The sequence below is a fragment of the Ruegeria sp. AL1 genome, assembly GCF_056540905.1.
In genome coordinates this window covers 1-24,920 of the sequence record NZ_JBQFXP010000011.1, presented here as the reverse complement: position 1 = coordinate 24,920, position 24,920 = coordinate 1, and the positions used below count along the sequence as shown (strand labels likewise).

19 protein-coding genes and 1 tRNA gene are annotated in these 24,920 nt (G+C 58.6%); 12 read left to right on the top strand and 8 right to left on the bottom strand.

Going from position 1 to position 24,920, the window contains the following annotated elements:
• Positions 1 to 36 precede the first annotated feature (36 nt).
• From ACRZ9X_RS17080 to ACRZ9X_RS17060, 5 genes are all read right to left on the bottom strand, one after another.
• On the bottom strand, positions 37 to 1,407 hold the full coding sequence (locus tag ACRZ9X_RS17080) for an HlyD family type I secretion periplasmic adaptor subunit (protein ID WP_480521032.1): 1,371 nt from the start codon (positions 1,405 to 1,407) through the stop codon (positions 37 to 39).
• A complete protein-coding gene (locus ACRZ9X_RS17075) occupies positions 1,404 to 3,149 on the bottom strand; it encodes a type I secretion system permease/ATPase (RefSeq protein WP_480521030.1) in 1,746 nt (581 codons plus the stop codon). Before ACRZ9X_RS17075 ends, ACRZ9X_RS17080 begins: the two co-directional genes overlap by 4 nt.
• A 63-nt stretch (positions 3,150 to 3,212) precedes the next feature.
• Entirely contained in the window at positions 3,213 to 7,541 is a 4,329-nt protein-coding gene (locus ACRZ9X_RS17070; protein ID WP_480521028.1) for a CHRD domain-containing protein, read from the bottom strand.
• 312 nt (positions 7,542 to 7,853) lie between these two features.
• On the bottom strand, positions 7,854 to 8,828 hold the full coding sequence (locus ACRZ9X_RS17065; RefSeq protein ID WP_480521026.1) for a LysR family transcriptional regulator: 975 nt from the start codon (positions 8,826 to 8,828) through the stop codon (positions 7,854 to 7,856).
• A gap of 240 nt (positions 8,829 to 9,068) precedes the next feature.
• On the bottom strand, positions 9,069 to 9,614 hold the full coding sequence (locus ACRZ9X_RS17060) for a ZrgA family zinc uptake protein (protein ID WP_480521024.1): 546 nt from the start codon (positions 9,612 to 9,614) through the stop codon (positions 9,069 to 9,071).
• A gap of 233 nt (positions 9,615 to 9,847) precedes the next feature.
• Here ACRZ9X_RS17060 and ACRZ9X_RS17055 point away from each other — a divergent pair, with 233 nt between their 5' ends.
• From ACRZ9X_RS17055 to speB, 10 genes are all read left to right on the top strand, one after another.
• Positions 9,848 to 11,116 (top strand): imelysin family protein, encoded by a 1,269-nt coding sequence (locus ACRZ9X_RS17055; protein WP_480521022.1) that lies wholly within the window; start codon positions 9,848 to 9,850, stop codon positions 11,114 to 11,116.
• A 131-nt stretch (positions 11,117 to 11,247) separates the two neighbouring features.
• On the top strand, positions 11,248 to 11,541 hold the full coding sequence (locus ACRZ9X_RS17050; protein WP_480521377.1) for a (2Fe-2S)-binding protein: 294 nt from the start codon (positions 11,248 to 11,250) through the stop codon (positions 11,539 to 11,541).
• Positions 11,489 to 11,974 carry a bacterioferritin gene (bfr, locus tag ACRZ9X_RS17045; protein ID WP_480521020.1) on the top strand — a complete coding sequence of 162 codons (486 nt, stop codon included), beginning with the start codon at positions 11,489 to 11,491 and terminating at the stop codon, positions 11,972 to 11,974. Before ACRZ9X_RS17050 ends, bfr begins: the two co-directional genes overlap by 53 nt.
• Complete coding sequence (locus ACRZ9X_RS17040; RefSeq protein ID WP_480521018.1) at positions 11,934 to 13,481, top strand: di-heme oxidoreductase family protein; 1,548 nt, start codon at positions 11,934 to 11,936, stop codon at positions 13,479 to 13,481. The genes bfr and ACRZ9X_RS17040 overlap by 41 nt, the downstream gene beginning before the upstream one ends.
• The gene (locus ACRZ9X_RS17035; RefSeq protein ID WP_480521016.1) at positions 13,481 to 14,488 is read left to right on the top strand and encodes an imelysin family protein; all 1,008 of its coding nucleotides are present in this window, start codon (positions 13,481 to 13,483) and stop codon (positions 14,486 to 14,488) included. Before ACRZ9X_RS17040 ends, ACRZ9X_RS17035 begins: the two co-directional genes overlap by 1 nt.
• A complete protein-coding gene (locus ACRZ9X_RS17030) occupies positions 14,489 to 15,577 on the top strand; it encodes a DUF1513 domain-containing protein (protein ID WP_480521014.1) in 1,089 nt (362 codons plus the stop codon).
• A gap of 100 nt (positions 15,578 to 15,677) precedes the next feature.
• Positions 15,678 to 17,567, top strand: coding sequence for a biosynthetic arginine decarboxylase (gene speA, locus ACRZ9X_RS17025; RefSeq protein ID WP_480521012.1), 1,890 nt, complete (start codon positions 15,678 to 15,680; stop codon positions 17,565 to 17,567).
• A 14-nt stretch (positions 17,568 to 17,581) separates the two neighbouring features.
• The gene (locus tag ACRZ9X_RS17020; RefSeq protein ID WP_480521010.1) at positions 17,582 to 18,793 is read left to right on the top strand and encodes a saccharopine dehydrogenase family protein; all 1,212 of its coding nucleotides are present in this window, start codon (positions 17,582 to 17,584) and stop codon (positions 18,791 to 18,793) included.
• Between the two features lie 78 nt (positions 18,794 to 18,871).
• A complete protein-coding gene (gene nspC, locus ACRZ9X_RS17015) occupies positions 18,872 to 20,041 on the top strand; it encodes a carboxynorspermidine decarboxylase (RefSeq protein WP_480521008.1) in 1,170 nt (389 codons plus the stop codon).
• The gene (gene speB, locus ACRZ9X_RS17010; RefSeq protein ID WP_480521006.1) at positions 20,038 to 20,880 is read left to right on the top strand and encodes an agmatinase; all 843 of its coding nucleotides are present in this window, start codon (positions 20,038 to 20,040) and stop codon (positions 20,878 to 20,880) included. The genes nspC and speB overlap by 4 nt, the downstream gene beginning before the upstream one ends.
• 69 nt (positions 20,881 to 20,949) lie before the next feature.
• Here speB and lptF read toward each other — a convergent pair whose 3' ends face one another.
• Both lptF and ACRZ9X_RS17000 read right to left on the bottom strand, forming a co-directional pair.
• On the bottom strand, positions 20,950 to 22,080 hold the full coding sequence (lptF, locus tag ACRZ9X_RS17005) for an LPS export ABC transporter permease LptF (protein WP_480521004.1): 1,131 nt from the start codon (positions 22,078 to 22,080) through the stop codon (positions 20,950 to 20,952).
• A gap of 153 nt (positions 22,081 to 22,233) precedes the next feature.
• Positions 22,234 to 22,309: transfer RNA gene (locus tag ACRZ9X_RS17000), tRNA-Trp, on the bottom strand.
• A 142-nt stretch (positions 22,310 to 22,451) separates the two neighbouring features.
• Here ACRZ9X_RS17000 and ACRZ9X_RS16995 point away from each other — a divergent pair.
• Together ACRZ9X_RS16995 and ACRZ9X_RS16990 are read left to right on the top strand one after the other, a co-directional pair.
• Complete coding sequence (locus ACRZ9X_RS16995; RefSeq protein WP_480521002.1) at positions 22,452 to 23,153, top strand: lysophospholipid acyltransferase family protein; 702 nt, start codon at positions 22,452 to 22,454, stop codon at positions 23,151 to 23,153.
• Between the two features lie 179 nt (positions 23,154 to 23,332).
• The gene (locus tag ACRZ9X_RS16990; protein WP_480521000.1) at positions 23,333 to 23,908 is read left to right on the top strand and encodes a hypothetical protein; all 576 of its coding nucleotides are present in this window, start codon (positions 23,333 to 23,335) and stop codon (positions 23,906 to 23,908) included.
• A gap of 344 nt (positions 23,909 to 24,252) precedes the next feature.
• On the opposite strand, the gene ACRZ9X_RS16985 is transcribed toward ACRZ9X_RS16990, so the two are convergent.
• A partial coding sequence (locus ACRZ9X_RS16985; protein ID WP_480520998.1) for an EF-Tu C-terminal domain-related protein occupies positions 24,253 to 24,920 on the bottom strand: 668 nt, incomplete at its 5' end.

Below are 24,920 nucleotides of genomic sequence, written 5' to 3'. Positions count from 1 at the left end.
GCAGTACCGACGGCCCTTCCTGCTCGACCGCTGCGTTCATTCGATGAACGTGCGCGCCAAACGGTCCCGCAACGGCTGCGCCAGATAGCTCAACGCGGTGCGTTCGCCGGTGTTGACGAACAGATCGGCGGGCATCCCGGGCACCAGTTCCAGCGCGGCGACCTGCTCGGGCTGCGCCTGATCCAGCTTGACCTGCGCCAGATAGTAAGGCTCACCGGTGCGGTCATCCTCAAGACTGTCGGCCGAGATATCGGTGATCTTGCCTGTGGCCTCGGGCACTTCGCCCTGATCGAAGGCGGACAGGCGCACGCGGGTCGACTGACCGACATAGAGTTTTTCGATATCGGCAGTGTTGACCCGTGCTTCGACCACCAGCGGCTGATCGGCCGGGACGATATCCAGAATGGCCTCGCCCGGGCGCACCACTCCGCCTGCGGTAAAGACGGTCATGCCAACCACGCGCCCGCTGACCGGGGCCGTCACTGCCACGCGCTTGCGACGCTCGGAGGCTCCGACATATTGCGGCTCGAGCGTGGCCAGCAGCGCCTCGACCTGCGCCAGCTCGCTGGAAACGGCCTCGGCGCGCTGCGTCTCCTGCCCGATGCTGGCCAGCTTCAGCTCGCTGATCTGGTTACGGGCCTGCGCTGCCTGCGTGGTCAGCGAAGCATCCACACCGATCAAACGCTCGATCTCGACGCGGCGACTGTTCACACGGTTCGCCGCAACCAATCCCTTGGCTTGCAGGGTCTCCAGGTTGCCAAGCTCTTCGCGCGTAATGTCCATCTGGCGCGCATTGGCCTGCCGCTGAGACGTCAGACCCTGAATCTGCTCTTCCAGATTGGCAATTTGCTGGTCCAGCAGGTTGCGCTCGGCCGCGCGCGTGCGGATTTCGGCGTCAAACAACAGCTTCTGGGTTCGGAAAGCGTCATCCCAGTCGCGGCTGTCCATCTGAACCCGCAACATGTCGGCCACATCCGCGCGCTCAAAGCGGTCTTCGCCCCGGATTTGCGACACCAGCCGAGCCCGGCGCACGGTTAGTTCACCCAGTTGGCTTTTAATCACGTCCAGATTGACGTCCAGATCGGTGCTGTCGAGTTCGACCAGCGTCTGCCCTGCTTCGACCAGATCGCCATCCGCGACCAGAATTGTGCTGACGATCCCGCCGTCCAGATGTTCAACCGTCTTGCGGTTGCCTTCCACCACAAACGAGGCTGGCGCAACCACCGCACCGTCCAGTTTGGAGGACGCCGCCCAGTAGACGGTACCGCCCACGAAACTGGTGACGATCATCAGGCCCAGGAAGACAAAGCCCTTGATGCCTGATCCCGAAACCGTTGGTTCGACCCGGTTGAAATCTTCCAGACGCAGAACGCTTTGATCGGGTTTGTTGTAAACGGCCGGTGTCATTGGGCTGCTCCTTTCTGTGCTTGGGGCTGCGCATCATGTGTGGCGATCTGGGGCTTGTTCTGTGCAGGCAGGCCGGTTTGACGAGGGCGCAGAATGTCCTCTTTGTTTCCGAACCCGGTCTGCGTGCCCTTGTTGAGAGTGAGAACCTTGTTCACGGCCTCCAGCGTGCTGGGGCGATGGGTCATCACAAAGGTAATGGCCCCGCGCGCACTGGCCGCCCGGATGGCATTCCGCAACGCCAGTTCACCTTGAGAATCCAGATCCGAATTCGGCTCGTCCAGAACCAGAATGAACGGGTCGCGATACAACGCGCGGGCAAGCGCAATGCGCTGGCGTTGACCGCCCGACAGGTGAAAGCCGTTGCCAAGCTGTGTGTCATACCCGTCCGGCAAGTCGCTGATCAGGCCATGAACATCGGCGGTGACGGCGGCCTCAAAAACCTTGGCATCGTCGATCGAAGTGGCAAAACGTGCGATATTCTCGCGAATGGTGCCATCGAACAGCTGAACGTCCTGTGGCAGGTATCCAACCATCTGGCCCAGATCCTGAGGGTCCCACTTGGCCATCGGTGTGCCATCCAACCGGATCGCGCCGCGTTGCGGTGTCCAGATACCGGCCAGCATCTTGGCCAGCGTGGTCTTGCCTGATCCGCTGTGACCGATCACGGCAACCACATCCCCTGCCGTCAGGGCAAACTCGATCCCGCCGATGGTCGCGTTGCGCGCCAGCGGCGGCCCGGCCTGCGTGATCACCGTATTCATCGAAAACTGCGGATGCGGCAGCGCCAGACGCTTGGGTTGCGTAGGGAAGGCCTCGTCCAGCGCCCGCAGGTTCTTGTAAGACCCGCGCGCCGCCAGAAAACCGCGCCATTGACCGATCAGCTGGTCAATCGGGGCCAGAGCACGGGCCAGCACGATCGTCGCGGCGATCATCACCCCGGCGGTGGCCTGTCCGGTGATGGCCAGCGCCGCCCCCAGACCCAGCATTCCCGATTGCAGCGCCATACGGATCGTCTTGGACATCACCGAAAAGCTCGCGATGCGATCGGACACGCGGGTTTTCAGGTGATGGGCATCTTGTTGCAGAGCTGTCCAGCGCCGGGCGAGATCACCATTCATCCCCATTGCCTGGACAAGCTCTGCATTCTGCTCACTCGCGGTGAACAAAGCGTCGGACCTGCTGCGCGCGCGGGATGCATCCTGCATGACGCCAGCGGCGCGCGAATTGTTGATCAGGGCCAGAATTGTAAGAATCAGCGCACCGGCAAGGCCAAGGGCGCCAAGAAAGGGGTGCAGCATGTAGAGCACCGCCAGATAAATCGGAATCCACGGCGCGTCGAAAAACGCAATCAGCGTGGGACCCGAGATAAAGTCGCGCAACCCGGTGATGTCTGCGGCGGGATTGTCGCCCGCGGCGGATTTGCCGTGCAGGCGGCTCTGGATCGAGGCCTTCAGCAACGGAGCGCCGATCTTAAGCTCAAACCGGGCACCAAGACGGTTCAGGATACGGACCCGCATCAGGTCCAGCAGACCCGAGACGATGAACACGCCACCCAGCAACAGCGTCAGGGCGATCAGGGTGTCCATGTTCTGGCTGGTCAGCACGCGGTCATAGACCTGCAACATATAAAGTGGACCGGCGAGCATGAGAAGGTTGAGAACAAGGCTGAAAAAGCCGATTGCGAAAAAGCCGCCTCGTAGCGAGGCCCAGGCTGTTTTGACGGATGATTTTTTCTGAAACATGACGGTGATCTCTTTTCAGGGTGAAAGGGTGGCGACCTGCGCCGCCACCCCGTTGGTCTTTGATCAGGCGATGAAGTCGTCGTCCTGGCTCAGGTCGCTTGCGTTCACGCCTTCCAGACGGACCGAGGACCCGATGCTGGCGAAGCTCACGACTGCGTCTGCGCCGTCCTGTGCGACATTGACGACACCATCGAAGTCGGGGCCAAAGTCACCCAGTTCGATGCGGTCAGCACCTACTTCGAAGTCCTGAATGACGTCGTTGCCGAACCGACCTTCAAAGACGAAGGTGTCGTTGCCTGCGCCACCGATCAGGATGTCGTCGCCGCCGCCACCGTTCAGGACGTCATCGCCACCCTGACCGTTCAGCGTGTTGGCGTTGTCGTCGCCGATCAGGATGTCGCCGGCAGTGGCACTGCCCGACACGTTCTCGAACCCGGACAGGACGTTGTTGCCAGCGCCGCCCGTTGCCGCGAAGTCATCGCCGCTGGCGATCTGCTCGCCGGATGCGAAGGCTTCGAACTGCTCGGCCGAGACCTGATTGTTCAGATCGACCACAACACCGTTCGGGGCTGCCGAGAACAGAGCGGTATCGATCCCTTCACCACCGGCCAGGAAGTCGTTCCCTGCAAAGCCGTGGATGACATCGTTGCCCGTGCCACCTTCGATGACGTTGACTTCGTTGTTGCCGAAGAGCCCGTCGTTGAAGTCCGACCCGACGATGTTCTCGACATCATCGATCTCGGCCAGGATCGCGTCTTCGGGAACCGGAGTTCCGAGAACGCCCGGAGGTGCTGTCAGCACGCCACCGCTCTGGCTGGGGGTACCCACGGCACCGGCAGAGTTCACATCGAGATCAACAATGACGCCGTTTAACGGACCGAAGATGTTCGGATCGCTGGCTTCGACATCCGAGAAGTCGACTGTGTCGATCCCTTCGCCGCCATCGATCGTATCCAGACCATCCGAGATCAGCGTGTCGTTGCCCGCACCACCGATCAGGACGTCAGCACCACCCTCACCGCGCAGCACATCGTCGCCATTCTGACCGTTCAGAACGTTGACACCCGAGTTGCCAGACAGAACGTCGTTACCGCCGTTCGGGCTGTTCAGGTTGTTCGAGCCGTTGATATTCTCGAAACCGAACACCTGATCCAGGGTCGCGCCTTCCGGTGCGTTGACCGAAGCAACACCGTTGCCCTCTTCATCCAGGTCCAGAACAACGCCCGGCCCTGCGGTGAACAGCGCGGTGTCCGTGCCTTCACCACCGATGATGACATCCGCACCACCGAACGAGTGGATCGCATCGTTCCCGGCACCGCCGTCGAGGATGTTGAACTCGTTGTTGCCCAGGATAAGGTCATCGCCGCTGGAGCCGATCACGTTTTCAAAGTCATCGACTTCGGCAACGATCACACCGTTCTGGATGATGGCTCCGTCCTGCGGACCCTCATCGCCGGTGCCAGCCGGGTTCGGAGACGGGGTGCTGAGGTCCAGATCAATGGTGACACCGTTGAAAGCGGACAGGTCAACCGTGTCGCTGTCATCGGAACCCACAACACGCTCGATCGAGCTGAGGATGTCGGTCTCGATCTGGTTGTCGATCACATCTTCACCGATCACACCGGTTCCGCCTGTGGCACTGGTGTCCAGCGTCGCACCGGCATCGACCAGCGTGTCCTGAACCACCGGACCGTTCTGGCCAGCAGGTGCATTGTGCAGGTGGATGGCCGAGACAACACCCGGGATCGGCGTCAGCAGATCAGCTTCGTTCAGGCCGGTGACGCTCAGTTCGCTGGAATAGGTGACTTCACCGGTCTCCAGGTTCTGAACAACTGTTGCCGTCGCGAAACCGGTGGCTTCACTGTCGGACAGCGGTCCGGGTTCCTGCGCCGCATCCAGCGGACCCGCCAGAGTGATCGTGCGGATACCATCCTCGGTCACGTCGCTCTGAACCAGCAACTGCCCACGGATCTCACCAGCCGGGAAGTCAGCAGTATGGATGTTGAAGTACAGGTTCTCGGCAGCAGCCTGTTCGACGAACGCGGCACCGTCTGCGATGGCAGAACCGAACTGACCGGGGTTCGAGACAGACGCGTTGACAACGCTGACGTTGAACCCGGTGTCACGCACTGCAGTACCGTTGCCATTGGCATCCAGATTGACAGTTACGGCAACATCCAGATCCGAGAAATCTGCAGTGTCAAAACCTTCACCACCTTCGATGAAGTCGTTTCCAAGGCCACCAACGATCACGTTGTCCCCGTCTCCGGCGATCAGAACGTCATCCCCGGCACCGCCGTCGATGACACCGTTGATCTGACCGAGGTCTACAACGATGTCATCTCCGGCACCCAGCAACACATTACCATTTACCACACCTTCGTCATCGTTAACGAATGTCACTGAGCCTGCCTCGGTCGCGTCGATGGCATTGACTTGACCCGAGATTTCACCCTCGTTGACGATTGCGCCCAAGATGTTCAGGCCACCATCAACGCGGATACCCGCTGCGGCGTCGCTGTCTTCCGACCCTGCGATTACGCCGCTGTTCTGTACCAGACCGGCAAAGCTTGCGTCTTCCACATTGCTGAACAGACGCAGGCCATCGCCCACCTGATTACCCTCTGTCGCGTCGCCGCGACCCTGGAAGGTCCCTTCATTGAAGATCGCGGCTGACACCACGTCTCCGTCCACGTCTCCGGTTTGCAGCGATACGGCAGAGCCGTTGTTGCCAAAACCTGCATCGACCAGACCAGTGTTGGTGAAGGTATAGTTGTCGGCGGTTCCGTCCGCGTAGACGGTGCCATTGCGCTGATCGCCAGTACCCAGAATGTCACCTTCGTTGCGTACATCCAGACCAAAGCCATCGATGTTCACCGCACGACTGTCCGAAGTCACGGTGCCGGTGTTTACAAACGAGCCACCCGAATGGTCTCCGGTGCCGAAGTAGACGCCGTTCTGGATACCTGCAATCAGGCCCGCGTTGGTCAACGTGCCCTGGAAGTTCACGCCGTTGACGACACGCACACCAGCGACGGTGCCATTTGCACCTTCGGACAGAATTGTGCCCGTGTTGGTGATGGTGGCATCGGTTGTGCCTTCGTTGCCGACATTGCCAATCCGCACGCCGTCGCCAGCGAGGTTGTCCGCAGCGCCTGCGTTGCCGCGGCCCAGGATGATGCCGTCATTTTCCAGCGAGAAGGTGTTCGCGCCGTCCTCGGCACTGCCGATCTCGGCACCAAAGCCCGAGCCCTGATTGCCTTCGCCTGCATCGATCAGACCGTTGGCCAGGTTGCGCACCGAGAAGTCGTCGGCGGTGCCATCGGCATAGACTGTACCGTTGCGCTGATCATCGGTGCCCAGAATGGTGCCGCCATTGACCAGATCAACCCCGGTTCCGTCGATGTTCACAGCGCGGCTGCCCGACTGGATGGTTCCAAAGTTGAAAACGTCCAGATCGTGTTCGCCCTCACCGATATACAGACCGTTGCGAACGCCTTCGATCACACCGGTCGAGGTGTTCAGGATACGACCTTCGGAGTTTGCGCCGTCCGCGATGCGGATACCGCCTGCAGTACCTTGATCGCTTTCGGACGAGATCAAGCCGCTGTTGGTCAGATCAACCTCGTTGACGACGCCTTCGGCACCATCATCAAAGCGAACCCCATCACCTGCGCCGGGGGTGTTCGATGCTTCCTGACCACGACCCTGAATGGTCGCGCCAAAGCCATTGAACAATGTGTTCGATACGCGATCGTTGAGTTCATCACCAACCTGGAACGAGACGCCCGCGCCCGAATTGCCTTCGCCCGCGTCGATGGTGCCGCCCGAAAAGTTCGAGATGCTGACATCTTCAGCAGTCGAGTTGGTGTAGATCGTTCCGTTGCGCTGGTCGCCGGTGCCGATGATGTCGCCAAAGTTGCGAACGCTTACACCTTCGCCCTGAATGTCAACCGCACGGCTGTCGGAAGAGATCACGCCACCGCGGAAGTTGTCGAGGGTGCCTGAACTGCCCGCGCCCGCAAACTGGACGCCGTTGAACTCGCCTGCAATCTCACCAAAGTTGCGGATATCCGCGCTGCCGGTCACCTGAATCCCGGTTGCCAGTGCGTCCGGGCCCGAGTTCGCCTCGATGCTGCCCGTGCGGAAGTTAAAGACCTGTGCGTTTTCACCTTCAACCGAAACAGCCGCCACAGCGTTGTTGGTGGTGATCTGACCAAAGTTCAGAAGACGCGCAAAATCATTGTCCAGCACGAAAGCCGGTGTGTTGTCGACAACAGTGTTCTGAAAAAAACCGTTGTTGAGTGTCTGTCCGTCACGGACAGTCTCTTGGGCCAGTGACGAGGTCGTCAGCAATCTGGCGCGCAAGGATGCGAGGAAGTCGGAAAGCATTGGGATCTCCTAGGTTGCGTTTTGTCAGGCGGAGGTCCAACCGGAGAACCGGCTGTCCGCTGTCTCAACAAGTGCGGACCAGCCCATCTTTTTGAAATTCTTCCTTTGAATGGGGCATATAACCAAAGCGAATAATCACGTGGATCGCGAGGTTTGGAAAAAATTTATGAATAATTTACAAAAGCTTACGTGAAAACTTCGAAAGCCGCGTTCTATTCTCTGACGCGGATTCACGTAAAAGTGGGTGAACGTGACCGTATTGCGCGCAAAAATGCCGAAGCAGAACACCGTGCCCAGCCAGCGATCTGTGTTTCAGTTGTCAGTGGAGACGGTCTTCTTGCCCAGATTCGCATTGCGCGACGCCATGGTGCCCCGGGGCGGGTCCAAACAGATTTGTTTGCCCATGGCTTCGATGACTTCAGGGTTAGGGTATTGTGGTCGCGTCAGCGCACCCAGTTCCCGCATGTTGCCCTTGTCATCAAAGGGCAAAAAGCTCAGGCCAAAGCCATCGCGCTTGAATTGTTCAGCAGCAATCGCGTTGACCATGGTGCAGGCGTCGCTTTGCGCAACATATCTGCAGACAGTTTCAAACCGCGCCGTCGAAACATCGATGCCGGTTTCCTCGGCCACCATGTCGGACGGCTCTGGCAGGTCGCGTTCCAGGTCGTACCCAAACGAGATGGGAAACCGGATCAATTGGTCGGCCGGCACTTCATGGGCCCAGATACTGGATTTTTTGCTAAGCGGATGACCTGTGCGTACCCCAAGATACAAAGGCTCGAGCCACAGCGACGTGAAATCCATCGGCCGTTTTGAACCGCGATAAATCTGATTGAAGCTTTTGCGAGCGATAAAGGCAATATCAACCGACCGGTCTTCGACCATCTTGGCCAGGGCCACGGGATACTCCTCGACGATGATGATCTTGCGGTCCGGCACGGCCATTGAAAAAAGGTCCCGGAAATACAGCGACAGATAGGCCGCCAGAGTCGGTGTCATCCCCAGGCGAATGGGCGGCAGTTCAGTCGTTTGATGTCGCCGGGCCAGATCGCTGATGTTGTCCACAAGCTCGACGATCTGCCCTGCACGAGCCACCATTTCTTGTCCGAAGGGCGTGAGCGTCACACCATCCCGGCTACGATCAAAGATCGGCACACCCAGTTCGGCCTCCAGCTTTTTGATCTGGTTGGACAGGGCAGGCTGACTGACGGCAGCGGCCTGAGAGGCGCGGGTAAAATTTTGATGTTCGGCAACGGCCAAAACATATTGAAGATCACGTAAATTCATCTGTTTAACTTAACTCGTAGGCCGTGGCTGGTGAGATGTCCCGAAAACGGCCCTTCGGAATGGGATCGCTGAAATCCTGCCCCCCTGAACACGTCTTAGCAACACGCATCGCCCGATTTCCCGGATTCGTGAGCGATTGTGCACAGGATTCATTTGATCTGCCCCGGCCTCCTTTGTTGGCCCACTGCAGATAAATGAAGAACGACCAAATACGAGGGTCTTACTGACCTGATAAGGAATTTAAGGTGTTTGTGACAGGGTCAGCACCGGCGAGGCGCGCAGAACCTCGAACATGTCGCTTTCCCCGCCTGAAGAATAGTGCACGGTCAAAGCCTGCGTATTCTGAAAGTGCTCAAAATAGCGGAAACTCAGGCGATCCAGCGCCTCGATACTCTGACATTGGATCATATATTCCGCCTGAAAACGGGTGCCCGATCCGTTCGTCGCCTTGAAGACACCGGTGGATTGCCCAAAGGTGTCCCCGGTCAGCGCGACATTGGCTGACGCGGTCATACACCCGGCTTCGGACGGCGGCACGAATAAAGTCAACGGATCTGACAAGCGCGACATGGCTGTGGCGACCTGATCACGTTGTTCCCCGCTTTCCGACTCACCGGCCGCGCCCATGATGTCAGCGCTGGGAACCTCGAGAACCAAAAGGAATTCTGACCCCGACACGGATATGGTCAGACGCGCCGCACCTGCCGCTTGGGCACTGTCGGCCTGAGCCGCTTGAACCAATAGCGCAGCAGGCAAGAGCAAAATGGCAATCGCCACGCGTTTCATAATACTCACCAAAAATCACACAAATCTGGTTGGGCATTTTAATAAAACTGTGACTTTTCGCAATAAACAAGGCGTGGTCCCGAACCCCCCAATTATAGCGGGGTAACAGGGAGTAAAATTCCCGACTATAAAAGTCAGGTTGACATTGCTGACTATTTCTATCAGTTATTCGCGCATCCACATCCCGACACATGTCGGAGACGAATCCTGATTTTACCTGTGAGATCAAACCTATGACCAGATTCCTTGCCGCAACCAGCTTGTTTGGATTGTGCATCGCACCTGCGGCCCTTGCCGAAACGGACACAAAAGGCGAAGTCCTGAACACTTACGCAAATATCGCCGAAGCCAAGTTTGAAGACAGCTTGATTGCCGCAAAAACCCTTGGTGCGGCGGTCGACGCCCTGATAGCGGACCCGTCTGACGCGACATTAAATGCCGCGCGTTCCGCATGGGTTGCGGCGCGGGTTCCGTATCAGCAGACCGAGGTGTATCGCTTTGGCAATGCCATCGTCGATGATTGGGAAGGGAAGGTAAACGCCTGGCCTCTGGACGAAGGGTTGATTGACTATGTCGACGCCTCCTATGGCGGTCCGACGGACGAAAACGAATTCGCCGCCCTGAACGTCATTGCAAACCCCAGCTTCCAGTTGTCAGGCCAGACAATCGAAGCTCGTGACATCACACCCGACCTGCTGGCCAATACGCTGCACGAAGCCGACGGCATCGAAGCCAACGTTGCCACCGGGTACCATGCGATTGAATTTCTGCTTTGGGGTCAGGACCTGAACGGTCATGGCCCGGGCGCTGGCAATCGCCCGTGGACAGACTACGCACAAGGCTCGGCTTGTACCGGCGGCAATTGCGACCGTCGCGCACAATATCTGAGCGCGGTCACTGACCTGCTGATCAGCGATCTGGACTGGATGACGGCCCAATGGCAGGACGGCGGTGCGGCCCGTTTGGAATTGCTGAAAAACGAAGACGCGGGCGTCAGCGCCATTCTGACCGGCATGGGTTCGCTGTCATATGGCGAACAGGCTGGTGAGCGGATGCGATTGGGTCTAATGCTGAACGACCCCGAGGAAGAGCATGATTGCTTCTCGGACAATACCCATAACAGCCACTATTACGACGGTCTGGGCATTCAGAATGTCTATCTTGGAAGCTACACCCGAATCGATGGGACGCCAGTCGGCGGAGCCTCGCTGTCCGATCTGGTTGCCGCAACGGACCCGGCGCTGGACGCCGAGATGAAGGCCAAGCTCGCCACCACCATGCTGGCCTTGGGCCGGATCAAATCGACGGCTGAGGCCGGGTTTGCCTATGATCAGATGCTGGAACAAGGCAACGCAGGCGGAGAGGCGTTGATCATGGGCGGCGTGAATGGCCTGATCGACCAGACAAAGACCATCGAACGTGTCGTCACAACGCTGAACCTGGGCCAGCTCGACTTTGAAGGGTCAGACAGTCTGGATAACCCGGACGCGGTTTTCCAGTGAGTCCAATTGTGCGAGGCGGCAGATCTTTGCCGCCTCTCGGGATTTTGAAGACGGACAGACAGTTTGCCGCAAGACAGCCCATATTATCCTGATTATTATTGTCAGATAACCAGCAGAAAAGCACCTACACCATGATTGTCTGTCATTGCACCCATATCTCGGACACGGATATCCGCGCCGCGATTGACTGGATGCGAACGTCGGATCCCGACACGATCATCACACCGGGCAAGATATATCATGCCCTCGGAAAATCGGCGGACTGCGGCGGATGCATGCCTCTTTTCCTAGACACAATGCGCATGAGCGATAATCTGGAAGTCCCCATGCAGCTCCGTGCGTTGCGCACCGGAGTATCACAGGAGAATGCAGATGAAGGGCGATCCCAAAGTCATAGAATACCTCAACAAATCCCTGCGGCATGAGCTGACGGCAGTCAGCCAGTATTGGCTGCACTACCGCCTGCAGGAAGATTGGGGCTTGGGCCATATGGCCAAGAAAAGCCGCGAGGAAAGCATCGAAGAGATGGGGCATGCAGACAAGCTGATCGAGCGGATCATCTTTCTGGAAGGTCACCCCAACCTGCAAAAACTGGACCCTCTGCGGATCGGTCAAAACCCGAAGGAAACTCTGGAATGTGATCTGGCCGCCGAAAATGACGCACGCGCCCTTTATGTCGAGGCGCGAGAATACTGCCGCGAGGCGGGGGACTATGTGACCATGTCCCTGTTTGAAGAACTGATCAGCGACGAAGAAGGTCACATCGACTTTCTCGAAACGCAGCTTGATCTGTACGAGAGGATTGGCGAAGCCAACTATGCGCATCTCAACGCATCGAAAATGGACGAAGGCGAATAGCCTGCACCTGTTACCGGTGGTCGCTTTGGCGGCCACCCCATCCCTGGCCCAGGAGCTGCGGGATATTCACCTCAACACAACGCCCAGAACCGCCGAAGAACTCGCCCGGATCGAGGCCGCGACCGCGGTCCCGACCGATTTCATCGCGTCGCAGAAACACGAAGAACTCAGCGCCGGGGCCGCGACTGTACGGGCACGTACGGATGCGGATGCGTTTTCGCAGCCCTCGGGTAATCTCAGCTTTGAACAAGAGCTGGATTTCAAGGTCGGCAACGGGCTGTTCAAGAAGATATGGATTTCGACCCCGTCATCGACATTGGCGTCCGACGGCTTGGGCCCTTTGTTCAATGCGCGCTCTTGCCAGCGCTGCCATATAAAGGACGGGCGCGGTCATACGCCAAATGGGCCGGATGACAACGCCATCTCGATGTTCCTGCGTGTCTCGGTCCCGGGCGACCCGGATGACGCACCGGCCGCAATCGAAGGCTATCTGGCCACCCTGCCCGATCCGACCTATGGCGGGCAGTTGCAGGATTTCGGGCTGCCCGGCCATCCCGCCGAATACCGGCTGGACATTACGTATACGGAAATCCCGGTCGCCCTGTCCGATGGTGAGACGGCGTCGCTGCGACAACCCGATTATCAGGCCGCCGATCTGGGGTATGGGCCGTTGCATCCCGAGGCGATGCTAAGCCCTCGTGTTGCGCCGCAGATGATCGGCCTGGGCTTGCTCGAGACGATCCCGGCGCAGGACATTCTGGCCAATGCGGACCCAGGGGACAGCAATGGCGACGGTATCTCGGGCCGGGCCAATATCGTCTGGTCGACCGAGTTTGACGCCCCCATGTTGGGCCGGTTCGGACATAAGGCCGGAATGCCCACGGTCATGGAACAATCGGCTGCTGCCTTTGCCGGTGACATCGGAATATCAAGCCCGCTTTTCCCGCGCCCCTATGGAGATTGCACCCACGAACAGGCAAGTTGCGTGCAAGCCCCACATGGGGATACCGACATTCGCAGGCATGAAATCGATCAGACCGGCATGGACCTTGTCGCCTTTTACAGCCGCAATCTGGGTGTGCCTGCGCGGCGCGATGTCGATGACGCGCAGGTGCTGCGGGGCAAACAGGTGTTTCATGACGCCGGATGCGCGTCTTGCCACACACCAGCCCATGTCACCCATCGTATGGACGACCGTCCCGAGCATAGTTTTCAGTTGATCTGGCCCTATACCGATCTGTTGCTGCACGACATGGGCGACGGTCTGGCCGACCACCGCCCCGAGGCGCGTGCAACGGGTCATGAATGGCGCACCCCGCCTCTATGGGGTATCGGATTGACCGAGCGCGTGTCGGGTCACACACAATTCCTGCACGACGGTCGCGCGCGAAACCTGCTTGAGGCAATCCTGTGGCATGGCGGCGAGGCAGAATCAGCCCGCGATCAGGTTGTCTCAATGCCAAAGGCGGACCGCGACGCCCTGATCCGATTTCTGGAAAGCTTGTGATGCGCTGGAAGACCCTCTTGTCCGCTTTGGTATTCCCAGTGGTCTTGTGGGCGCAGGACCGTGGATCAATTCAGGCCGAGATTGCGCAAAGTCACATTCTGCCCCGGTTCGGCACATTGTCCGACGCGGCCACAAGCCTTGCAGCTCAAGCCCAAGCAGACTGCGCGCCGTCCGACAGCTTGCGCACCACCTATGGAGCCGCATTTGACGCGTGGATTTCTGCCAGCCATCTGCGCTTTGGCCCCACGGAAACCGATGACCGGGCCTTTGCTCTCGCTTTCTGGCCTGACACCAAAGGGTTCACCCCCAAAACCCTGTCGCGGTTGATCACCGATGCGGATCAAGTGGTTGCCGACCCGGACGCCTTTGCCCAGATTTCCATCGCCGGACGCGGGTTCTTTGCACTGGAGCGGATGCTGTATGATCCGGCCTTTCAGGATCAGGGTGGTGCGGCGTATCGGTGTGCTCTGATTCAAGCCATCACAACAGACATCGCCCGCAATGCGGACGCCATTTCATCCGATTGGGCCGGATACGCAGCGACCTTTACGCATCCAAGTGAAGACGGCCCTTACCGTTCAGAAGACGAGGCGTTGCAAGAACTGTTCAAGGCCCTGACAACGGGTCTGCAACTCACCGCAGATACCCGTTTGGGCCGTCCGCTTGGCACCTTCGACCGCCCCCGCCCCAACCGGGCCGAGGCGCGCCGATCCGGTAGATCTCTGCGCCATATCGAATTGTCGCTGATCGCGCTGCAGGATCTCGCGGCGCGTTTGTCCGGCGACTACCCCGACATTGCCGCCGAACTGGATGCAGCCTTTGCCAGGGCCATAAGCCGCGCCCGGGCACTTGACGATCCGGCGCTGGCGGGTGTTGCGTCCCCTCAGGGACGTTTTCGGATCGAAGCCCTGCAGCAATCGATCAACGACATCCGCACCATAACGACATCGGAACTGGGCCCGACGCTTGGCATAAGCGCTGGCTTCAATTCCCTGGACGGAGACTAAATGATGCCCACGCGCCGCCAATTTCTGGCCGGGCTGACGGCCACCAGCTTTGCACCTCAGACTGGCTGGGCTGCGACGGGCGCACCTGCTTATCTGGCCGCCGCCCAGTTTCCGGACGGAACCTACCGGCTGGCCGGGCTGAACGGGCAAGGCACTGTTCTGTTCTCGCGGCCTTTGCCCGATCGCGGCCACGCCGCCGCTGCGCATCCGCACAAACCCCACGCAGTCGCCTTTGCCCGTCGTCCCGGCACCTTCGCGATGGTGATCGATTGCGCCAGCGGACGAGAACTGGCTCGGCTGCGCGCCCCGGAAGGACGGCACTTTTATGGGCATGGTTTGTATTCGCCCGACGGCCATCAGTTCCTGACAACCGAAAACGACTATGAGGCAGCCACGGGCATCATCGGCATCTGGGACGCAAAAAGCTATGCCCGGGTGGGCGAAATCCCGTCCGGTGGCATAGGCCCTCATGACATGCACCTGATGCCCGACGGCAATGCTATGGTCGTTGCCAATGGCGGCATCGAAACCCATCCCGATTCAGGCCGCACAAAGCTGAACCTACCTTGGATGCAGCCCAATCTGACATATCTTGACCTGTCAGGCACCATCCTGGAACAGGTTCATTTGCCGGGCAGGCTGCACAAAAACTCGATCCGCCATCTGGATGTGCGGGCGGACGGGCTGGTGGCTTTCGCCATGCAATGGCAGGGCGATATGTCCGAGGCCCCGCCTTTGCTGGGCCTGCACAGGATCGGGCAGGCTCCGACCCTGCTGTCTGCTTCAAGAGATCAGCAAGTAAAGCTGCAGGGCTATGCAGGCAGCGTCGCCTTTGCTTCGGATGGGACAACAGTCGCCATGACCTGCCCCCGCGGCAATGTTCTGCACCAGTTCAACATCACAAGTGGCGACCTGATCCACGCCTTCCCGTTGCACGACGTCTGCGGGTTAGGTGCTGGACCCAACGGCCTTGCCTTCACGACAGGCACCGGCGCGTTCGGATCGGTCAAGCATGGCAAAGCCCGGGTTGAAGGCACAATGGACTGCAAATGGGACAACCATCTGATCCCCATCCGCGCCTACGGATAAATTCGGCAATTCCCGCAACATAGATTACACTTGGACGAATCAAACTGCTGCCGTATTGGCGGGCGCGAAACCGGCATCCCTATTGCAAGGAACTGACTGATTGAAACACACGCCCGACGCACCGCATTCCATCTACGGGGTTGAGAAATGGGGCAAAGGCCTCATCGAGGTGACCGAGCAGGGCGAGATCGGTCTGCGCAATCCCATGCACCCCGAGGCCGCCGCGATCAGCCTGCCGGGCATCCTGTCCGATCTGGACGACCGGGGCATCAAAGCCCCGATGGTTCTGAGGGTCACGTCCTATCTGGAACATGAGATCGCGCATCTGAACGAAAGCTTCCGCGATGCCATCGCGCGGGTGAACTACAAAGGTTCCTACCGGGGTGTTTTCCCGATCAAGGTGAACCAACAAGCGCAGGTCGTGGACCGGATCGTCGAGTTCGGTAAGAAATACAACTATGGGCTTGAGGCCGGATCGAAGCCCGAACTGGTCGTGGCGCTGGCCCATCGTCTGGCGTCTGAGGCACTGATCGTCTGTAACGGCGTCAAAGATGCCGAGTTCATCCAACTGGCCATCCTGTCCCGCAAGATCGGCTTCAACACCGTCATCGTTCTGGAAAGCCCGAAAGAGGCCGACACGGTGATCGAGGTCTACAAGGAGTTGGGCATCGAACCCCTGATCGGCGTGCGGGTGAAGCTGACCAATCAGATCAGCGGCAAATGGGAAGAAAGCTCAGGCGACCGGTCGGCCTTTGGTATGAACACCGATCAGCTTGTCGCCACGGTGGACAAGCTGAACGCGGCGGGCTTGTTGCATTGTCTCAAGCTGCAGCACTCGCATCTCGGCAGCCAGGTGCAAGACGTCAACGATGTGCGCCGCGCTGTCGGCGAGGCGTGTCGCTACTACACCGAGTTGACGCGCGAGGGCGTGCCTCTGACCCATCTGGACCTCGGCGGCGGCATGGGTGTGGACTATACCGGCGAGAAGAAAGCGGCTGAGAATTCAATCAACTACACGGTCGAAGAATACTGCGCCAATGTGGTCGAAACCGTCGCCTACGCGATGGACGAGGCCGAGATCGCCCACCCCATGCTGGTCACGGAAAGCGGTCGTGCGGTGGTGGCTACATCGTCGATGCTGGTCTTCAACGTGCTGGAAACCACGCTCTACGATGCGCCCACCGCGCCGGATGTGGATCCCGATGACAACCATCTGGTCTCGGACCTTGCTGCGGTGCATGGATACCTTAGCAGCGACCGCCTGCAGGAATGCTGGAACGACGCAACTTTCTACCGCAACGAACTGCGCGCGCTGTTCCGGCGCGGCTATGTCGACCTGCGCCAGATGGCCCGGGCCGAGCGTATCTACCTGTCGCTGATGGCCCGCCTCAAGGCGTTGGCGGCCAGCGACGATCTGGAAACGGATGTGGACGATCAGCTTGAGAAAGTGGCCGATATCTACCACTGCAACTTCTCGCTGTTCCAATCCCTGCCCGATGTCTGGGCCATTGACCAGTTGCACCCGATCGTGCCCCTGCAAGGGTTGAACACCGTACCTGACCGCCGTGCCGTCCTGTCTGACATCACCTGCGACAGTGACGGCAAGATCGACCGGTTTATTCTGGCCGACGGCGTCTCGCCCAGCCTGCCGGTGCATTCTCTGCCCGAGGATGACGAATACTTCATGGGCGTCTTCTTTGTCGGCGCCTATCAGGAAACACTCGGCGATCTGCACAACCTGTTCGGAGACACCAACGTTGTCACCATCGACCTGCGCGCCGATGGCGGGTTCGACCTGCTGCACGAACAAGAGGGCGACACGATCAGTCAGGTCCTGTCCTATGTGGAGTTCGACCCGCAGGATTGCGTCGCAGCCTTCCGCAAAATGGTGGACGAAGCGATCTCGACCGGTACTCTGCAAGCCAAGGACCGCAAAACCCTGATGAGCGCCTATCGCGACTCGATCAACGGCTACACCTATTACGAATAAGAAGGAGACAGACCATGGGCAAAACACTGGTTGTCGGCGCAGGTGGCGTATCCCACGCAGCCGTGCACAAGATGGCGATGAATTCGGATATCTTCACCGAGATCACTCTGGCCAGCCGCACAAAATCGAAATGCGACGCCATCGCAGCGGCCGTCAAGGATCGCGTCGGCGTTGAGATCAAAACCGCCGAACTGGATGCCTATAAGGTCGAAGATACGGTCAAGCTGATCAAGGAAACGGGCGCGGAGATTCTGGTGAACCTCGCCCTGCCCTATCAGGACTTGGTGCTGATGGATGCGTGCCTTGAGGCCGGTATCCACTACCTCGACACCGCGAACTACGAGCCCGAGGATGAGGCCAAATTCGAATACCACTGGCAATGGGCCTATCAGGAACGGTTCAAGGCGGCGGGCCTGACCGCCATCCTCGGCTCGGGCTTTGATCCGGGCGTGACCTCCGTCTTCGCCACATGGCTCAAGAAACACAAGCTGAACACCATCCGCCAGATCGACGTTCTGGACGCCAATGGTGGCAGCAACGATCAGGAATTCGCCACCAATTTCAACCCCGAGATCAACCTGCGCGAAGTGCTGGCCGAGGTGCGTCACTGGGAAAACGGCGCATGGCAGCATTCCCCGGCCATGACCCACAAGGTCGAATTCGACTTCCCCGCCATCGGGCCCAAGAATATGTACCTGATGTATCACGAGGAACTGGAGAGCCTCAGCACCCACTTCCCCGAGATCGAGCGCGCCCGCTTCTGGATGACCTTCGGCGACGCCTATATCATGCACGCCAAAGTGCTGGAAAACGTCGGCATGACCCGCATCGACCCGGTGATGCATGACGGCAAGGAAATCATCCCGATCCAGTTCCTGAAAACCCTGCTGCCCGATCCCGGCGATCTGGGCGCGGAAACCAAGGGCAAGGCCTGCATCGGCGACATCGCCACAGGTCAGGCCAAGGACGGCTCGGGTGAGAAAACCTACTACATCTACAACATCTGCGACCACGAAGAATGCTATGCCGAGGTCGGCTCCCAGGCCGTCAGCTACACCACCGGCGTCCCCGCCATGATCGGCGCGGCACAGGTGCTGAAAGGCAACTGGACGCAGCCCGGCGTGTGGAACATGGAACAGCTGGACCCGGATGATTTCATGGACATGCTGAACACCCAGGGCCTGCCATGGCAAGTCCACGAACTCGACGGTCCCGTCAGTTTCTGACCTTCATCTTTTCCCAAATACTCCGGGGGGTCCGGGGGGCTGGCCCCCCGGCCTCTCCACCACTCGGAGACGCCTGACATGTCCGACATGATGACCACCCAAGCGGGCGACGCCGGCGCCTTCCGCAATTTCGACCTTGCCCGCGTCCCCACCCCCTGCTTTGTGGTCGACGAAAAAGCGGTCGAGCGGAACCTGACCATCCTCTCCGATATCGGCACCCGATCCGGCGCACATGTCCTGAGCGCACTCAAAGCGTTTTCGATGTTCTCTCTGGCCCCGCTGGTACGCCATCACCTCGGCGGCACCTGCGCCAGCGGTATTTACGAGGCCCGTCTGGGCCGCGAGGAATATGGCGGTGAGGTTGCCACCTTCTGCGCCGGATACAAAGAATCCGATATCGACGAAATCCTGTCGCTGTCCAACCACATCATCTTCAACTCACCTGCGCAAAAGGACCGGTTCCTGGCCAAAGCCCAAGCAGCAAATGTTCAGGTCGGCCTGCGCATCAACCCCGAACATTCCGAGGGAGAGATCCCCAAATACGATCCCTGCGCGCCCTGCTCGCGTCTCGGCACACCCGTCAGCCAACTTACGGCAGACACGCTCGACGGCGTCGATGGTCTGCACATGCACACGCTCTGCGAACAGGGCTTCGAACCGCTGCAACGCACATGGGCTGCCGTCGAGCCAAAACTCAAACCCTTCCTCGGCCAACTCAAATGGATGAACTTCGGCGGTGGGCATCACATCACGCGTGACGACTATGACCGCGAGGGGTTGATCACCTTCATCAAAGCCATCCGCGAAACCTACAACATCGACGTCTACCTCGAACCCGGCGAGGCCGTCGCGCTGGACGCGGGTATTCTGGTCGGCGAAATCCTCGACCTGCCAACCAATGGCATGAACCTCGCGATCACCGACATTTCGGCCACCTGCCACATGCCCGACGTGATCGAGGCCCCCTATCGCCCAGCCCTGATGGACGAGGCCGAGGCGGGCCACACTTACCGCCTCGGCGGGCCGTCTTGCCTCGCAGGGGATGTGATCGGGGACTATACGTGGGACAAGCCGCTGGAGATCGGTCGGCGTTTTGCCTTCCTCGATCAGGCGCATTATTCGATGGTCAAGACCAACACGTTCAACGGTGTCCCCTTGCCCACCATCGCCCTTTGGAACAGCGAAACGGACGAGCTGAAGATCATCAGACAGTTCGGCTATGATGACTTTAAGGACCGCCTCTCATGACCATTTTCCTCGACAGTGAACTGACCGCATCCGAGCGCTCAGATAGCGCCCGGTTTTGCGTCATCCCAGTGCCGCTGGAACGCACTGTTTCATACGGCTCGGGCACCGCCAAAGGACCAGCTGCGATTATTGAAGCCAGCAATGAGCTCGAGCGCATCACCGGCCATGCCGAGCCTTGCGTCGAGGGCATCTTCACCGAGGAACCGCTGGATTGCGACGGCGCGCTACCTGACGTGATGGAACGGCTGGCTCAACGAACCGAAGCCGCCATCCACGCAGGCAAAGTACCCGTAACCCTGGGCGGAGAGCACTCGCTTAGCTATGGGGCGGTGATGGGTGTGACCCGGGCGTTGGGGCAACCGGTCGGCATCGTTCAGATCGATGCCCATGCGGACTTGCGCAACGCCTATCAGGGCGAGAAACACAGCCATGCCTCGGTCATGCATCTGTTGGTCGAGCAAGGCCTCCGACTGGCCCAATTCGGGGTGCGCGCCTTTTCAAGGGAAGAGGCCAAAAGCCGCCTTGCGAACCACGTCTTTCACGTGGACGCCGAAGAGCTTGTGACCGGGCATATCCACGCTGTCGATTTGCCCGAAGACTTCCCCGATCTGGTCTATGTCAGTTTTGACGTGGACGGGCTGGACCCCTCGCTGATGCCCGCGACCGGAACCCCTGTTCCCGGCGGATTGGGGTATTATCAGGCATTGCAACTGGTCGAACACGCGCTGAAGAATCGCAAATGCGTGGGCTTCGATGTGGTCGAGCTGGCCCCGAACGGCAACGCTGCATGGGATTTCACAGCTGCCCAGATCGTCTATCGCCTGATGGCTGCCTGCTAAGTTTTGACGCTTTCGCGCGAGCCTTTCTAACGACGCGGTACTAAGATAGCTACCGCCGAAAGGGTTGCCTCAGACCGGAGTGGACACGCGCGATGCCCGGCCGGGCTTCAGAGGCCGACCGGCAATCGCCAGAAACACGCAAGACACCGCGACTCCCATCAAAGCGGGCATGTAAAGCAACCACCAAAGTCGCAGGTCGTCAATCACGACTGGAGACACAAAGCCGCGGACGCCCTCCAGCATCACAAGAATGGTAAATGCCCCCAAAATCTGCGGCCATAACCCGAATCGCGAAAAACTGCCCAGCATCAATGCCGAATACCCGACAAGGGCGACCGCGACGCAGATCGCTATCCAGGAAAACCGTTGATGCAATTCGTCCACCATCTCGCCTTCGGTGTATTTATCCGCTTCGGCAATCTGACTACGATCCTGCAACAGCTCTGCCGTCGGGATCGCCTCAAGGCTGCGCTGGCCGCTTTTAGGGCCGCTGGTGATCTGCGAGATGTCGTATGCCGCATCTTCGAACAACGTCGAAGACAATGTTGTGTCCGCCACATTCAAGCGCAGCGCCACTCCATCAAGCATCACCAGATGCAAACCTGTACCGTCATTGACCAAATACGCAGTGGCGCTGGAGTAGCTTGCGGGATTTTCCGGATCTCGGCGGTCAGACACAAAGACCTCATGCAATGTGCCATCCAGGTCGACGCGCCCGATGTAAACCGTGACGCCTTTGGCGGGGTGCAGAAACTCGCCTTCGTTCAAAAGCTGGGCGGTCACATCGCCCGCGACCTCTGCCTGACGGAGTTCAAGCTGTTCCAGCGATGCAGGGCGCAAAAACACGCTGATAATCGCCATCATCAACCCCGCACTCAGACCAAACAACACGACCGAGCGCGCCAGACGCCAGGGGCTTGATCCCGTGGCCAGCATGACGGTCAGCTCGCTTTCGCGACTTAGCCGGTTGGTCGCATAGACAGCCGCAGCAAACACGGCCATCGGCATGACGGTCCTGATAAGCGTCGGCAATGTCAGAGCAGTGAATTCCAAAAACACGATCGCGGATTGGCCACCGCTAATGACCCGTTCGAACAGGCTCACCGACCGGGTGATCCAGAAAACGCCAACCAGAACAAGGGTGAAGAACCCGAACAACACAAGCAATTGCCGCAGGAAATACCCATCAAAACGCGACATGACACTCCATCCACCGATCAGGTTCGCCCGGACAATATGTCAATCCCCGGCCAGAGGGAACCGCGATTGCACCACCTGCGACCAGCAATCTGCCATACAGGATTTAACACCTGCAGAAACAGTAGCGGCCAGTGCACTTTGAATTTGGTGATATGGCAGGGGCAGCAGGGTTCGAACCCGCGACCTACGGTTTTGGAGACCGTCGCTCTACCAACTGAGCTATACCCCTATCGTGCGCCCTCAGATATGACAGTGGCGCAGCGGACTCAAGAGGCTTTTTCAGTTTTGTACGCCATCGAGAAAACGACAAAGACATTGCGTGACGCGTCAGGTTCGTTAAGACGGCGGGCAAAGGGAAAAGGTTGTCGTCGTTGAGCATCCGAAAGAAAATCGCTGACAGCGAAGCCGTGCTGAACTGGGCTGCGCGACAGATCGCGGGATATATTCGCATGGTCCACCGCAACACGCACTGGCAACGGATCGGGTATGAAGAACTGGACCAGCTGGCCGAACAGGGTGAACCGGTCATTGTCGTGCTCTGGCATCAGCGTCTGGCCCAGTCGCCTTATTTTTTTCCGTTGGACAAGGGGCGCATTTGTTCGATCACATCCGCCGCACGGGCCGGCAGCATGGTAGGGCGTGTTCAAAAGCTTTTCGGCATGGATACAATCGCCATGAGCAGCCGCAAGCGCCATGTTGCCTTGTCGCGCGAGGTGCTTGGCAAGATGAAACAGGGCATCTCGATCGGGATCGCAGCGGACGGGCCACGTGGACCCGAGCGTGTATCCTCGACTGTCCCACTGATCTGGGCGCGCACGTCGGGAAAACGGGTGTTCGGCATCACCTATTCCGCCCGCCACGGGCGCGAAGCAGGCACGTGGGATCGGTTGCTGATGCCGCGCCCCTGGCGGAACGATGGTGTATTCCTGTGCCGGGAATGGACTGAAACCGTGCCGCGCAAGGCCAGCGAAGAGCAGATCGAGACCCTGCGTCTTAGCCTCGAGCAACACATGAACAATATTACGGCCGAGGCGGACCGCTTGGTCGGCCGCGAGGCGTGGACGCCCCGCTAATGAGGAAAAAGAACCTTTATTGTCTTCACTTGGTCAATAGTATCTGGAAATAACGGCTTTTCCGACGCGCCTTCACCTTCGATTGATGTCAAAAGCACTATCCATTCATAGAGTTAATTCCAGTTTGCTGTGTGGGTTTTTATGTCTGGCACTGTGACCTGTTAATAAGTGAAGGTGGTATGAAACTTGTTTTCTCATATTTGATCGCAGTTGTGATAATAGGTTTTGCAAGCCCATCTTCTGCATTAACAATGACTTATAATATTGACCGAGTAGTTGGATCGAACACTTTCACGGCAAGTTTCACAATCGATTTACCTACCAATTCAGTATCAGGCTCGACAACAGGCCTGACTGTGAACTCTATCAACTTTCCGGTGGATAATGGAATTCAGTATTCCTATTATCCTCAGAGCGGTGGTTTCCTGAGCATCGATGGAGGGTTGCCGAACTTCTCGACAACTGGGAACGATTTTACTTTAAGCATCCAAAATGCAGCCTCGTCCAATCCGACGCTTTTCGGGTTTGGACTTAGATTGCCAAGTCAGGGCATCAACACTGGAATCTCAACCAATGGTGTGACTTTCAGTGCCTTTGCCGGTACACCACCTGCTCCGGTTCCACTTCCAGCCAGTCTGCCGCTTCTTTTGTCCGCGCTTGCCGGGTTGCTCTTTATGAGATCACGTAAGTGGAAGTTGCAAAAACTAACATATCTTTGCATTCCCAATGTGTCTCGTGGCGCACAATCCTGTTAACACTGTGTCACGGCCTGACCGGTCTAGAAAGCTCCTTGAATCCAATGTCGCCGGGCTTTTGCCGAGTTTTTTCATAGTTGACTGATTTCGGGCAAAAGAAAGCCGCTCTTTAGAGACCGCCTTCTTTCGTTCACCCGTTGTTAGGTGCGAGATTATTCGACGAATAATCTCTTCACCGCCACCGGTTGCGCGATGATTTTGACATGCTTGTTATTTTCGTCTCGGGATCACAGACCTCAAAGAAAAAAGGCCGCCCCTTTGTGGGACGGCCTTCTTTAGTTCGACGGTGTGGGCTCTCATTGCTCTTTCAGAGCAACTGCCGCCCACCAGTCGGCAGAGCCGACTTACTCGATGATTTTCGACACAACGCCCGCGCCGACGGTGCGGCCGCCTTCGCGGATCGCAAAGCGCAGACCGTTTTCCATCGCGATCGGCGCGATCAGCTCAACGCCGAACGACACGTTGTCGCCAGGCATGACCATCTCGGTGCCTTCGGCCAGGGTCACGGTGCCGGTCACGTCCGTGGTCCGGAAGTAGAACTGAGGACGGTAGTTCGCGAAGAACGGGGTGTGACGACCGCCTTCTTCCTTGGTCAGGATGTAGGCTTCCGCTTCGAACTTGGTGTGCGGTGTAACCGAACCCGGCTTACACAGAACCTGGCCACGCTCAACGCCGTCACGATCCACACCACGCAGCAGCGCGCCGATGTTGTCGCCTGCTTCACCGCGGTCCAGCAGCTTGCGGAACATCTCAACACCGGTGCAGGTGGTTTTGCTGGTGTCACGGATGCCGACGATTTCGATCTCGTCGCCAACATTGATCACGCCACGCTCAACACGACCGGTCACAACAGTACCACGGCCCGAGATCGAGAACACGTCTTCGATCGGCATCAGGAACGGCTGGTCAACAGCACGCTCGGGGGTGTCGATGTAGTCATCAACAGCCGCCATCAGTTCCTTGATCTTCTCTTCGCCGATTTCCGGGTTGTTGCCTTCCATCGCGGCCAGAG

Coding starts and splice junctions, on each gene's coding strand:
- ACRZ9X_RS17040 (WP_480521018.1), top strand. CDS start 11,934: ATGCGCATCTCAACGCATCGAAAATGGACGAAGGCGAATAGCCTGCAC.
- ACRZ9X_RS17060 (WP_480521024.1), bottom strand. CDS start 9,614: ATGAAACGCGTGGCGATTGCCATTTTGCTCTTGCCTGCTGCGCTATTG.
- ACRZ9X_RS17065 (WP_480521026.1), bottom strand. CDS start 8,828: ATGAATTTACGTGATCTTCAATATGTTTTGGCCGTTGCCGAACATCAA.
- bfr (WP_480521020.1), top strand. CDS start 11,489: ATGAAGGGCGATCCCAAAGTCATAGAATACCTCAACAAATCCCTGCGG.
- ACRZ9X_RS17070 (WP_480521028.1), bottom strand. CDS start 7,541: ATGCTTTCCGACTTCCTCGCATCCTTGCGCGCCAGATTGCTGACGACC.
- ACRZ9X_RS17075 (WP_480521030.1), bottom strand. CDS start 3,149: ATGTTTCAGAAAAAATCATCCGTCAAAACAGCCTGGGCCTCGCTACGA.
- ACRZ9X_RS17050 (WP_480521377.1), top strand. CDS start 11,248: ATGATTGTCTGTCATTGCACCCATATCTCGGACACGGATATCCGCGCC.
- ACRZ9X_RS17030 (WP_480521014.1), top strand. CDS start 14,489: ATGATGCCCACGCGCCGCCAATTTCTGGCCGGGCTGACGGCCACCAGC.
- speB (WP_480521006.1), top strand. CDS start 20,038: ATGACCATTTTCCTCGACAGTGAACTGACCGCATCCGAGCGCTCAGAT.
- ACRZ9X_RS17080 (WP_480521032.1), bottom strand. CDS start 1,407: ATGACACCGGCCGTTTACAACAAACCCGATCAAAGCGTTCTGCGTCTG.
- ACRZ9X_RS17035 (WP_480521016.1), top strand. CDS start 13,481: ATGCGCTGGAAGACCCTCTTGTCCGCTTTGGTATTCCCAGTGGTCTTG.
- ACRZ9X_RS16990 (WP_480521000.1), top strand. CDS start 23,333: ATGAAACTTGTTTTCTCATATTTGATCGCAGTTGTGATAATAGGTTTT.
- ACRZ9X_RS17055 (WP_480521022.1), top strand. CDS start 9,848: ATGACCAGATTCCTTGCCGCAACCAGCTTGTTTGGATTGTGCATCGCA.
- nspC (WP_480521008.1), top strand. CDS start 18,872: ATGTCCGACATGATGACCACCCAAGCGGGCGACGCCGGCGCCTTCCGC.
- lptF (WP_480521004.1), bottom strand. CDS start 22,080: ATGTCGCGTTTTGATGGGTATTTCCTGCGGCAATTGCTTGTGTTGTTC.
- ACRZ9X_RS17020 (WP_480521010.1), top strand. CDS start 17,582: ATGGGCAAAACACTGGTTGTCGGCGCAGGTGGCGTATCCCACGCAGCC.